This window comes from Bartonella sp. SL317 (assembly GCF_059687655.1).
In genome coordinates this window covers 1,452,847-1,466,322 of sequence record NZ_CM185144.1, presented here as the reverse complement: position 1 = coordinate 1,466,322, position 13,476 = coordinate 1,452,847, and the positions used below count along the sequence as shown (strand labels likewise).

The following is a 13,476-nucleotide window of genomic DNA, read 5'->3' as shown; positions in this document are numbered from 1 at the left end:
TTATATAAAGAATAATGCCTATAATGAGCTCATTTAATAGACAAATTCTTCATCATACTTAAGAAGTTAATAGATAAAAATTTTCACTCTCTCAAACCCTGCAGCGTATAATAAAATATCAAAATTAATATATAAAAATGGAATAAGCAGTTTTTATTATTCTATAATATCTGTTTATGTTTTATCTAAAAATTACATTCAATGCTTTCATAAAACTATTATAAAATATATTTAGCATTTCATAATTTTTGTAAAAACTGAACTGACCAATTGCCCAGTTTCTGCAATTAATTTTTCAACACGAAGCAAATCAGGTTCTCCAACACTATTTAGCAAAAGATCACTTAATCCAGGAGGCATATCATTGGGATCAAGGGAATCATTTAAACATAGCCGTATAATTTGACTCAAATTTGTATAGAGACGATGGGCATAATGTAAATCAGCAATACATGACTGATTAAGAAAACTGTTCGGTAAGTGGTCTAAAATATCCGCTGTCGTCGCTCCAATTTGAAACTTAATGACATGCGTAATAAGAGCAAATTGAGCGATAAATTCCAAATCCATAATGCCACCAGACATCGTTTTAAAATCCCATTGATTTTTAGGTGGCTTTTCTTTTGCAATCAAAGAGCGCATTTCACAGACTTCTTTTGCAACTTCGTTCTTATTATGAGAAAGTGCAATAATTGTACACACTTCATTTTCTAGTTTTTCTAAAAAATCAGAATCTCCTGTAATCCCTCGAGCCCTTGTTAAAGCAAGATATTCCCATATCCATGCTTCTTGACGATAATATTTTTTAAAAAATGGAAAAGAAACAGCTATAGGTCCTTTATTGCCTAAGGGCCGTAACCTTAAATCAACGGCATAAAGAACACCTTGGCTTGTCAGTGTGGATAAAGCAGAAACGAGGCGCTGTGCTAAACGCGTATAATATTGAGAGATATAAAGAGGCTTTTCTCCATCAGATATTTCTGCATCATCATCGTGTTCATAAAGCAAAATGATATCAACATCCGAACCCGCGGTTAATTCTCGACTTCCAAGCTTCCCCATTCCCAATATACCAACACGTCCGCCTTTAATACGGCCATGAAGACGAGAAAACTCTTCTTGAACGGCAGAAAATGTTTTTGTAATCATGAGATCAGCAAGCGCAGTAAAAGCAAAGCCTGCTCTTTCTCCTGTAATGGTACCATTCAAAATTCGAATACCAATCAAAAAACGTTGTTCATCTGCAAAAATCCTTAAATGATCAAGAATTTCCTCATAAGAAAGAATATCTTCAAGAAAATATTCAAGCTGTTTTTCTAAATAGGTTTTTGTCGGTAATTCTGAAAGAATATTGGGGTCTAACATTCCATCAAAAACGTGAGATCTGCGTGTAATAATTTCCGCAAGACGTGGCGCAGCCCCCATGATTAGGACAAGCATATCTAAAAGAGAGGGATTAGACTGCAAAAGACTAAAAAGCTGAATTCCTGAGGGTAAACCCTGTAAAAAACTATCAAAACGCAGCATTGCCTCATCAGCTCGTTTTGTTGAGCCAAAAGCTTTCAAAAGAGCTGGGGTTAATTCTGTTAATCTCTCGCGTGCTTCAGCCGATTGCGTTGCTTTATAACGACCACAATGGAGGGTGCGCATAATACGACAAATATCACTCGCTCTTTCAAAACCTAAACGGCTTAATGTTATTAATGTCTCCGGATCATCCTGTTCTCCTGTAAAAACTAAATTGCCAATTTCTAAACCAAGTTCTTGTTCATTCTCAAACAGTGCTGCATAGTGTTTTTCAACAACCTGAAGTGTTTTTAATAAATCATGGGTAAAACTTTTCCTGTCGTGATAGCCCATTAAATAAGCAACACTCGTGAATTGAGAAATATCATTTGGAAGAAGATGGGTTTGTTCATCCGCAAGCATCTGAATACGATGTTCCACATTTCTTAAAAAAGCATAACTTTTTATAAGACTATCTCTCGTTTTCTCACTAATCCAACCAAGCGTGTGAAGTTCCGCTAACATTGCAACTGTCTGACGTCCACGTAATTGAGGAAAACGTCCACCAGCAATAAGTTGTTGTGTTTGAACAAAAAACTCAATTTCACGAATACCACCACGACCTAGCTTTATATTATGGCCATAAGCAGCAATTTGACCATAGCTTTTATGCGCATGAATTTGACGTTTGATCGAATGAATATCAGCAATCGCAGCATAATCTAAATATTTTCGCCACACATAGGGAAAAAGCTCTTTAAGAAAGTTAAAACCTGCTCTCTTATCGCCAGCAACTGGACGTGCTTTAATCATAGCGGCTCGTTCCCAATTTTGTCCACGCCCTTCGTAATAACGTAAGGCAGCCCTTACTGGTAAAGCCAAAGGTGTTGATCCTGGATCTGGACGAAGACGAAAATCAAGACGAAAAACATATCCTTCAACAGTGCGCTCTTGAATGATACGGATTAATCTGCGTACCATTTTAGAAAATACGTCGACACTTTCAGAAAGATTACCAATATGAGGGGACGTTTCATCAATGAAAACAATAAGATCAATATCAGAAGAATAATTAAGTTCTCCTGCTCCTAATTTTCCCATCCCTAAAATGATTAAACCACAGTCTTTTTCTGGATTCTCGCGGCTCAGCAAATTGATCTTACCATGATCATGTGCTTCTCTTAAGAGAAAACGTAATGCTACACCTAATGCAGCTTCACCCAAACGCGTCAACCAGGCACATGAAACTTCATAAGTAAAAACACCACTCAAATCAGCTAAAGCAATGAGGACATGCACCTCTCGTTTTTTACGCCTTAAAGCAGCCATCAATGAAGTTTCATTTATAGATTTATCCTGATCAATAACCGTAATATCATCGATAATTTCGCTCAGCCTTGTTTCTATATCAACATGCAATAAAGGACTAAGATAGGATGGATTGGCAATTAAAACCTCACGCAAAAAAGGAGATAAAGTCATAACCGCACGGATAAAATTAATCTGCGTTCCATTTTCTAAAATGATGGAAACAAGCGGTTCTAAACCTTCTTTCTTTGCTTGTTCTTCCATGTCTTTTAACCATTGGGAACCACTTTCATTGAGAGGGCATAAAGGGAGAAGCTGTGTTTTTAAAAAAGCTTGTTTTGCTTGCACTCCCTTGAAAAGCATTTTGCCTTCCTTTCTATTGCATTATACTTTAAAATAATCGTTCCGTATAAAATAAAGTGAAAAAAATATCTTTAAGGAAATAACAAAACAGCCCTAAGCCCTGGATTTGCATTTTCAAGTAACAATTCACCCCCGTGCAGCTTCATAACTGCTTTTGCTATACTTAAACCAATCCCAAAACCAGGTTGTGTACGGCTTTCTTCAAGACGAACAAAGCGTTCTGTTACTTTTTCACGTTTATCCTCTGCTATTCCTGGACCATTATCGCTTACAACAACTAATAAATGTTCATCACGATATTCCATTGATAATAAAACCTTCGCTTTTCCTTCATCTTTAGAGGCATATTTAATCGCATTATCGATAAGATTAAAAATTGTTTGTGCAATAAGCTCACGATTTAATTTAAGCTCTTTATCAAAGATATCTCCCAACTGAAGTAAAACACCTGACTCTTCAGCAAAAGGTTCATAAAGCTCAACAGCATCTTCAAGGATAAGTTTCATGTTCATCATCTCAAGATGCTCAATTGCACAGCTTGCTTCGATGCGTGAAATCATTAAAATCGCACTAAATGTGCGAATAAGTTGATCTGATTCAGCAATAACACTCTCAAGGACCTGACGATATTCAAGCTTTGTCTTATCTCCCGAAAGCGCTTCTTCAGCACGATTTCTAAGACGCGTTAACGGTGTTTTCAGATCATGAGCAATATTATCTGATACTTGACGCAAACCAATATTTAACTCTTCAATGCGGTCTAACATAACATTCAGATTCGTTGATAATCGATCAAACTCATCTCCTACCCCAGAAACCGGTAAACGCCCGCTGAAATCACCATCCATCAAGCGCCGTGATGCTGCTGTGACCTGATCAATCCTTTGCAAAGCTCTCCTGCCAACAAAAAACCATATAAGTAAAGCGCCTCCAACCATTGCAGCAAGTGCAATGATCACAGCCTTACGAATAACCGCTGCAAAACGTTCTGGTTCATCCAAATCTCGTCCTATAAGAACCTTCATAGCATTAGGCAAATCAACAATAACTGCCAAAGCGCGATGTTCACTTGTTTTGCCATGTTCTCCAAAACGAGAATACAAAAAAGAGGCAGAAATAAAACCACTCTGATTTAAAAGACCTAATTCAATCCGTGCTACATTTCCTGCTAAAATACGTCCCATAGGATCCGTAACAAGATAAAGAAATGCCCCTGGTTGTCTTGAACGATAATCAATCGTGCGCATTAATAGAGACAGTCCCCCATAATTATAAGCATTTTCAATATATTTTAATTCTTCATGTAAAGTCTGTTCAGTTTGCTCTGTTAACAACGAAGCAGAAAATGCCGTCATATAAATAGAAAGGCCTGTTGCCACCAATCCAAACAATAAAATGTAAAGTGCTGAAAGCCTTAGCGCTGTCGTGCGCATTATATTAATCAAACGATTCATGCTTTGTTATCTGGTGCTTTCAGCATATATCCAGCACCACGCACAGTATGGAGAAGGGGAACATCAAAATCCTTTTCAATTTTGGCTCTTAAACGAGAAATATGGACATCAATGACATTTGTTTGTGGATCAAAATGATAATCCCAAACATTTTCTAACAGCATCGTACGTGTAACAACCTGCCCCGCATAACGCATTAAATACTCTAGTAAACGAAACTCTCGTGGTTGCAAGATGATGTTTTTATGCCCCCGTTTTACTGTATGGGCTAATCGATCAAGCTCAAGATTGCTTACACAATACACCGTTTCTGCTTCTTTAGGATTCTTCCGCCGTTGTAAGACTTCAACACGCGCAAGAAGTTCAGAAAAAGCATACGGCTTTGTCAAATAATCATCCGCCCCTGCACGCAACCCCGTTACACGATCATTAACTTGCCCTAAAGCCGACAGAACAAGAATCGGCGCTTCATGACCTTTAGCACGCAATTCAGTAATAATCGAAAGACCATCGCGATGTAAAAGCATTCGGTCAACAACCATAACATCATAATTTCCTGTTTCAGCTAGAGCGTATCCAGTATCACCATCATAAGCAACATCAACGGAATGTCCTACCTCCAAAAAAGCTTTTTCGAGATAACGTCCTGTTTCACAATCATCTTCGATAACGAGTATTTTCATAAAACGCATCTCCATTATTTTTATAAAATTGCATTGTAGGACAGAAATCTGCAAAATCTCTGTCCCACTCATGAATAAAATACTATTTTTTAAAAATTGGAAGAGCAACAAAACGATTTTGATCATTTGTTCGCACTTGTAAAAGTATAGCTTTTCGCCCTAGGTTTTGAGCATTTTTAATTACATCAGTAATATCAGAGGCTTTTTTAACCGGTTTATTATTTACTGTCACAATGACATCACCTGGACGGATCATCTTATCAGCAGCATCTGAATCGATATCAACATCCGTTACGACCACCCCTACCCCATCATCAGAAGGAATAACAATCAAACCATAATCTTCCAATATTTCATCTGAATTACCACGTTCATTTAAAGGTTTTGAACTTTCTTTCTTATCTTTATCTTTAGGCATTGCATCAAGTTTAACTTTGATCGTTTCTTCCTTACCGGATCTAAAAACCCCTAAAGTCACGGTTTCTTCCGGACACATACTTGCAATACGTCTAGCAAGCTCACGTGCATCAGCAATCTTTTCATTATTCACTGAAATAATAACATCACCTGCCTTTATACCAGCTTTTGCTGCTGGTCCTTTTAATGGATCAGTAACCAAAGCACCTTTTGCTTCTTTCAAACCTATTGAATCAGAAATTTCCTTCGTTACTGGCTGAATTATAACATTAAGCCAACCACGTTGAACGGATCCTTTTTCAATAAGTTGTTGTACAACCTGTTTTACAATCGTTGCCGGAATAGCAAAGGCGATCCCTACATTTCCTCCAGAAGGAGAAAAAATTGCCGCATTAACCCCTACAACCTTTCCATTAAGATCAAATGTTGGACCACCAGAGTTTCCTTTATTAACAGCTGCATCAATCTGAATAAAATCATCATAAGCACTCGCTTCAATATCACGTCCACGGGCCGAAACAATCCCTGCTGTTACAGTTCCACCAAGACCAAATGGATTACCAATAGCAATAACCCAATCTCCAACACGAAGCTTTGAATCATCACCAAAATCAACATAGGAAAATTTTCTTTTATCATTTACTTTTAAGACTGCAAGATCGGTTTTAGGATCTTTCCCAATAAGTTTTGCATTTAATTTCGTACCATCATTCAGAACAACAGTATAATCTATCCCGCCAGAAATCACATGATCATTGGTCACAATGTAACCATCAGATGAAATAAAAAAGCCCGATCCAAAAGCGACAGGATGCAGTCTTCGTGAATGATGGGGAAATTTATTTTTAGGCTTATCAAAATCATAAAACTCTTTAAAAAGCCTTTTCAAAGGATGTTGATCTGGTAATTGATCAATCCCTGGACTACTAAAAAAGTTGCTAATGAACCGATCTTCTTTCTTTTTCTTGCCCTTTACTTGTACTGAAACAACCGCAGATTGTACTTGCGCAACGATATCTGCAAATCCTTGTTGTTGCACTAACGAAGTAAATATAGAACTTGCACGAGCCTTCGTCGTCCATAAGCTTGATGTACATCCACTAAAAAACAGTGCACTCTCCAATACTACGGAAAAGCTTACTGCGACAAATGTTTTAAAGAAAGTTTTTTTTAACATCTACTCTATAGCTCCTATTCAATTATATTCTCTATCCCAATCTGATTGCTTATAAAATACCAGACCTTACCGTTTTCTGTCTAAATTGTTAAATTTTTGTAAGATTTCAGTACCCTCCAATATAACTACAATAAGGTTGAATGCTCATTTTAGATGCGCTAAACTTTTTCCTTTATGGAATATCTTTTTTAATGCAATAGCGTTTTTGACTGTTTTTTCTCAGAGATCATCATTTTCTCACGCTTATACTGTTTTAACTGGAAAAATATGACACTTGCACCAATAATGATAATAATTAAAGGCGAAAACCACAAAAACCAAGTTGTTTTATTTAATGGTGGTTTTAAGAGAATGAATTCACCATATCGCGCAACAAGAAAATCAATCACTTGCTGATTGCTATAGCCCATTTTCAGTTTTTCCCGAATTAAAAGCCGTAAATCACGTGCTAGAGAAGTATCTGAATCATCAATTGATTGATTTTGACAAACCGGACAACGTAAACGCGATGAAATATCGCGCGCGCGCTTTTCAAGGACTGTATCCTTTAAAATCTCATCTGGTTCCACGGCTATAGCGAATTGAAAAGAAAACATTGTGATTAAGAAAAATAAAACCCAAAGAATTTTTTTCATCTCAATGTCTCTTTTCAAAATTTAAAGCAAGCAACAGCCTCTTATGCACTCCAGTGCGAAACCAACGCCCCAGAAGAGAAAAACATCCTCCCATAGCCATCATGAATGCCCCTAACCAAATGCATATGATATAAGGTTTCCACCATATATGCACAACAAGACCCCGATTATCGAGATGCCCAGGCACAACATAAAGCTGCGATAAACCATGATTTTGAAGACCAACTTCCGTTGTTGATGTATTTTGGCTTGAGTAAAATCGCTTTGAGGCAGTGATATGACCAACGATTTTTTTATTCTCATATATTGTAAAATAAAATGCCATTGCCGAATAATTCGAACCAAAACTGTCCTGCACGGTATCAAAATGAAGTGTTTTATCCGCTATCGTCACCCGCTCTCCTATGTTCATAGTTAAAATACGCTCTTGCCCGAAACTTGCCACACAAACAATACCAAATAATGTAACGCCTAGTCCCATATGTGCTATGGCTGCACCAAAAATAGACCATGGCAATCCAAGAAATCTCTTAACGCGTACTGAAAAAGCTCTCTTGCCGTATACACTCCTTCCCCACAGATCTGCTAAACTGCCTAAAAAAACAAATGCTGAAAGCCCAATGCCTAAAACTGCAAGAATGTCACGCACAGATGCCGCATAAAATAATATAAAACAGACGATACCAACCAAGAAAAAAACAAACCACAAACGTTCAAAAACTGCGAGAAAATCACCACGTTTCCACGCCATCATTGACCCAAACGGAACAAGCAATAACAATAAAAGCATAAGCGGTCCACAAGTCAGGTTAAAAAAAGCAGCGCCTACAGAAATTTTTTGTCCTGTTAACATCTCAATAAAATAAGGATAGAGCGTACCAATCAATACCGTTGCTGTTATTGTTATCAGTAATAAGTTATTTAAAACAATAAACCCTTCACGCGAAATTGGTTGAAAAAATCTTTCCGTTTTTAAAAAAGGAATACGCAAAGCAAAAAGAAGAAAAGCCGCTCCCGTAAAGAAAAATAAAAGTGCAAGAATGGCTTGTCCCCGTGCTGGATCAACAGCAAAACTATGAACAGAAACTAATAGTCCCGAACGCACAAGAAAAGTTCCCATCAAAGAAAGGGAAAAAGTGAGCAATGCTAAAAATAAAGTCCAACTTTTCAATATTTCTCGTTTTTCGAGAACAAGAGTAGAATGTAAAAGAGCTGTTCCTGAAAGCCAAGGCATAAACGAAACATTTTCAACGGGATCCCAGAACCAATAGCCTCCCCATCCTAATTCATAATAAGCCCAATAAGAGCCAACCATAATTCCTAATGTCAAAAAACACCAAGAAAGTAAAAGCCAAGGGCGAATCCAACGCGCCCAAATTTTATCAATATGCCCCCTAATTAATGCTGCAACAGCAAAAGAAAAACAAAGTGAAAAACCAACATAGCCTAAATAAAGGAGCGGTGGATGAATTGCCAATGCAATATCTTGTAAAAGAGGATTGAGATCATTGCCCTGCAATGCTGGCGGATTCATACGTAAAAATGGATTGGATATAAAAAGAATAAATAAAAGAAAAGCGCTTGTAATCCAACTTTGGCAAATTAAAACAAGCGCCTTAAAATCTACTGGCAAATGTTGACTAAAGAAAGCCATCAGCGCACTAAAAAAAGAGAGATTTAAAACCCATAATAACATGGAGCCTTCATGATTGCCCCAAACACCCGTGATTTTATAGAGCATCGGTTTTTCTGAATGAGAATTCTCAACAACATTCAAGACAGAAAAATCAGATACAACATGCGCGTAAATCATCACTAAAAAAGATAAGAGCAATAATACGAAAGTGATATAGGTTAGAGGGATCGCTGTTTGCATTAACAAACGCTCTTGCCTCCAAAAACCAAAAGCAGGTAAGAAAGCTTCTAATAAGCTTACGGCAAATGCTGCAGCTAAAAAAATATGACCCAGTTCGACAAACACAATCGAATTATCTCTCCAAACTGTAACGTTTTTTCAAGCGATCAGCGGTTTCTTTAGGCCTATAAGTTGCATCATGTTTTGCTAAAATACGCGTTCCTATAAAAAAACCCTGTTTATCGAAATGCCCTTCTACAATCACACCCTGACCTTCACGAAAAAGATCCGGTAAGATACCATTGAAAACCACTTTTTCATGTTTTTTGTTATCCGTTACAAAAAAAATAATGCTACTCTCCCCCACATATTGAATAGTTCCCTTTTCAACAAAGCCACCCAAACGCAAAGGACGTCCCGTTAAAATATCTTCTCTCGTAATTTCAGAGGGCATTCTAAAAAAACTGACCGCATGACGCATTGCATACAAAATAAGACTTACTGCAATTGCCATAACCAAACAACACAACACGATGATCAGTAAGCGCTTTTTTTTTCGCTGCTTTAAAACGAACTTCAATGAAGCAGAATTTTCTAAAGGTTGATTGTTCATAGACACTCTGCGACAAAAAATTTGAAATAAGTTATATAAGCATCCATATTTTACTTTATTTAAGAGCTTTGCATATCTTTTCCGTAGGTGCAACTTTTTATCCAGTACCTTACCTCTACCCAACACGCTTATTGATACTTTTATTCCTTTTTTAGTTTTTACACCAATTTTTATTTAATCTATAATGACTTGTGCCACACTCTTAACATTCTTCCTTTTTGTTCTTCAACCTCCCCCACATATGTCTTCTACTTCTAAGAAGATCACTGCTCTTGTCGTTCTAACTCACTCTTCTCTTTTATTTCATCATCTCAATTGGCGGATGCCCCCTTTGTCTGTTCACTTAATGAGTTAAGTAACTGAATTATCATTTTTTCAACCCGTGATCGTCCTGCAAAATTTTCAGGCATTGTCTCAAGAAAGCTTTGTAAAAACTGCACTGCTTTTGCTGTTTTTCCAGCTTGATGAAATGCATCAGCCAACAATAGGCGTGGATAAAAATCTGTTGGCGCTAAATCTGCTGCTTTTTGAAAAGCACTTTGTGCCTCTCGCGTTATCACTCCCCCTTCATAACCAACCAATGCTAAACCATATCCTACAAGCCTTGGCGCTGTTTCTCCATTCAAACGAAGTGCATCTAAATAAGTATTCACAGCTTCTTGAAAATGACTTTCTTCGAGATACCCTACCGCTAACGCATCGGCTAACTTGCCATCATGAGGGGAACGGAAAAAAAGCACTTGTAGACGAACAAACCTTTCTTGCTTACTGAGAATTTTAGGATTCTTATCCATTAATTCGCTAAAAAAATAACTTTTTACTTCTGGATTGCCTGTCAGTCCATAGATACTCCAAGTTATAAGAAGAACAAAAAAAATACTTAAAACTTTAAGAATATTTCTTTTTTTATAATGCCAATAAAGCTTATGAGCCTCAACCGTATGGATATGATTTTTATAACCATCTATGTTTTGAATTTGCCATTTTTTCTTTACCCCATCGTCAAAACGTAATGAAAGAAAAAGAATAATTGCCAGAAAAGTAAGAAAAAATGCTGCAAGAATGAATAAAAGCATATCATTTTTTTCCAATGCGAACAGAAGATAACCTGCTTACCCTTTTATCCTCTTCATGAGAAGAATGATGTAAAATAATAAAAATTTATCTTTATTATGAAATAACATCGTAAAATCTATTGCTCATTTCTCTCATATAGATCACTTCTATCAATAAAATAAAAATAAGGCTTTATTTTCATATTTTGCTTATAAATACCGATCTTCTGAAAAACCCCCCTCCTTTATTTGTATTGTCTAAATATTTCTTCACAAAATTTATAGACATCGACTGATTAATAAGAAAATATGTTATTCTCCCATTTTGGGTAATAAAACTTTTGTACACAATCCCCCCAAGACAGAACGCGATAAAAAGAGACGACCACCATATTCATTGACCATATCTGAAACAATTGCTAACCCTAAACCTGTCCCAGGTTTACTTTCATCAAACCGCCTTCCTCTCTTTAACGCTTCATCAACTTTATCTTCTGTTAAACCAGGACCATCATCTTCAACAAGGATACTAAAATATTTTTCTTCTTCAATCTTTTCTTCTAAACAACAAGAAATCAACACATATTCGCGAGACCATTGAGTAGCATTTTCAAGCAAATTTCCTACAATTTCTTCTAAATCTTCCCTTTCTCCAGAAAAAACAATCTCATCAACATCCATAATAAATTCAATTTGTTTTTCAGGATTAAGCTTTTTCATAACCCGTATTAGACGATCAATCACACTGCGAACAGATGTATGATAGACAATACTATCGCATTGTGCTGCAATTCGCGCCCGCTGAAGATAACGATTAATTTGAGTTTGCATTATTTGCGTTTGCTCTCTCAACAAACAAGCCTTTCCTCCGCGCATCTTATCTGTCTCATTCATAATCACAGACAGAGGCGTCTTCAATGAATGCGCGAGATTACCAACCTGTGTGCGAAATCGCTCAATAATAAGTTGATTATTTTTAATAAGAGCATTCATCTCTTGAACAAGCGGCATAACTTCACTGACTAAATCGGTATTCACATAACAAACTCTTCCTTCGCGAATATCATTCAATGTCCGTCGAATAAGCTTCAATGGTTGAAAACTAAAGAAAATTATAGCAATATTAATCAGAATACTTCCGATCCCAAAACTCCAAAGAAAAATTTGCAAAGTTCGCTTAAATTCCTTTACTTGGGTATATGCTTCATCAATATTCCCAACAAGGCGAAAACGTGCAATATGATTTTTATTATCAAGCACAACATCACTCTCAATCACTTGTAATCTTTTACCATTATTTCCTTTTATCCGATAAGAGCGAAAGAATTTATTGTCAAAAGGTATATCGACATCGCTGGGTGTAAAGATCTCTCCTGTTCCCAATGAGGGAGAAGTCAGTCTTCCTTTTAAATTGTGAGATATCGCAATAACTTCCCAATACCATCCCGTTGTTGGATCAGCATAACGAATGTCATCAATTCCAGCTCCTCCTCTCAAAGTGCCTTCCGGTGACACTGTCACTGTTGCAATCAAACTGTAGAGTTGAGCAGAAAGGATACGCTCTAAACTCTCTTCAGTTGAACGCTTATAAAATAAAATACTCACTGCAGAAATCGATAAAAGAGAAATAACAATCCACAATGTTGATAAGATCATAACACGTAAACTGAGGGATCGCGTAATGACAAAAAAGAACCTCTGAAGCCAATTATCTTCTTTGAAAAAATTCATTCATCACCTAGCGTTCTCACGCGATATCCCATTCCTCGGATGGTCTCAATCAAATCCACGCCAAGCTTTTTTCGTAATCGACCTACAAAAACCTCCACCGTATTTGAATCCTTATCAAAACCCTGATCATAAAGATGCTCAGTAAGCTCTGTTCTTGAAATAACCCTGTTACAATGATGCATAAGATACGAAAGAAGTCTGAATTCATAAGATGTTAGTTTAATGGGTTGACCATCCACAAAAACACGAGATGTCTTGGTATCTAATAAAACATTTCCGCAACATAAAGCACTTGTCGCATGTCCTGTAGAGCGACGAATTAGCGCCCGCAAGCGCGCCATAACTTCCTCCAAATGAAATGGCTTCACAACATAATCGTCAGCTCCTGCATCAATACCGCGCACTTTATCGGACCAACGATCTCGTGCCGTTAGCATTAAAACAGGCATGGAGCGCCCTTCTTGACGCCACTTTTCAACAATACGAACCCCATCAATCTGCGGTAAACCTATATCCAGTATCACCGCATCATAAGACTCTGTACTCCCTAAAAAATAAGCCTCTTCCCCATCGAAAGCACTATCAGAAACATATCCTGCATGTTTTACTGCTTCTACTAATTGATGATGAAGATTCCGATCATCTTCAACAATTAAGATACGCATCACAACACCATCTG

10 protein-coding genes are annotated in these 13,476 nt (G+C 37.1%); all 10 read right to left on the bottom strand.

The window, feature by feature from the left end:
* Positions 1 to 231: 231 nt before the first annotated feature.
* The 10 genes from AC6ER9_RS06135 to AC6ER9_RS06090 all read right to left on the bottom strand — a co-directional run bounded on the left by AC6ER9_RS06135 (position 232) and on the right by AC6ER9_RS06090 (position 13,462).
* Positions 232 to 3,177: a bifunctional [glutamine synthetase] adenylyltransferase/[glutamine synthetase]-adenylyl-L-tyrosine phosphorylase gene (locus AC6ER9_RS06135; protein WP_497073911.1), complete on the bottom strand. Its 2,946-nt coding sequence runs from the start codon at positions 3,175 to 3,177 to the stop codon at positions 232 to 234.
* A gap of 71 nt (positions 3,178 to 3,248) precedes the next feature.
* Positions 3,249 to 4,631, bottom strand: coding sequence for a sensor histidine kinase (locus tag AC6ER9_RS06130; protein ID WP_497073910.1), 1,383 nt, complete (start codon positions 4,629 to 4,631; stop codon positions 3,249 to 3,251).
* On the bottom strand, positions 4,628 to 5,314 hold the full coding sequence (locus AC6ER9_RS06125; RefSeq protein WP_497073909.1) for a winged helix-turn-helix domain-containing protein: 687 nt from the start codon (positions 5,312 to 5,314) through the stop codon (positions 4,628 to 4,630). The genes AC6ER9_RS06130 and AC6ER9_RS06125 overlap by 4 nt, the downstream gene beginning before the upstream one ends.
* Before the next feature lie 82 nt (positions 5,315 to 5,396).
* A complete protein-coding gene (locus tag AC6ER9_RS06120; RefSeq protein WP_497073908.1) occupies positions 5,397 to 6,908 on the bottom strand; it encodes a Do family serine endopeptidase in 1,512 nt (503 codons plus the stop codon).
* A gap of 188 nt (positions 6,909 to 7,096) precedes the next feature.
* On the bottom strand, positions 7,097 to 7,543 hold the full coding sequence (locus AC6ER9_RS06115) for a cytochrome c-type biogenesis protein (protein WP_497073907.1): 447 nt from the start codon (positions 7,541 to 7,543) through the stop codon (positions 7,097 to 7,099).
* 1 nt (position 7,544) lies between these two features.
* Complete coding sequence (locus AC6ER9_RS06110; RefSeq protein WP_497073906.1) at positions 7,545 to 9,524, bottom strand: heme lyase CcmF/NrfE family subunit; 1,980 nt, start codon at positions 9,522 to 9,524, stop codon at positions 7,545 to 7,547.
* Between the two features lie 7 nt (positions 9,525 to 9,531).
* Positions 9,532 to 10,011: a cytochrome c maturation protein CcmE gene (gene ccmE / locus AC6ER9_RS06105; RefSeq protein WP_497073905.1), complete on the bottom strand. Its 480-nt coding sequence runs from the start codon at positions 10,009 to 10,011 to the stop codon at positions 9,532 to 9,534.
* A gap of 311 nt (positions 10,012 to 10,322) precedes the next feature.
* Complete coding sequence (locus AC6ER9_RS06100) at positions 10,323 to 11,087, bottom strand: tetratricopeptide repeat protein (RefSeq protein WP_497073904.1); 765 nt, start codon at positions 11,085 to 11,087, stop codon at positions 10,323 to 10,325.
* Positions 11,088 to 11,378: 291 nt separating this feature from the next.
* A complete protein-coding gene (locus tag AC6ER9_RS06095; protein ID WP_497073903.1) occupies positions 11,379 to 12,797 on the bottom strand; it encodes an ATP-binding protein in 1,419 nt (472 codons plus the stop codon).
* Complete coding sequence (locus AC6ER9_RS06090; protein WP_497073902.1) at positions 12,794 to 13,462, bottom strand: response regulator transcription factor; 669 nt, start codon at positions 13,460 to 13,462, stop codon at positions 12,794 to 12,796. The genes AC6ER9_RS06095 and AC6ER9_RS06090 overlap by 4 nt, the downstream gene beginning before the upstream one ends.
* Between the last annotated feature and the right edge of the window lie 14 nt (positions 13,463 to 13,476).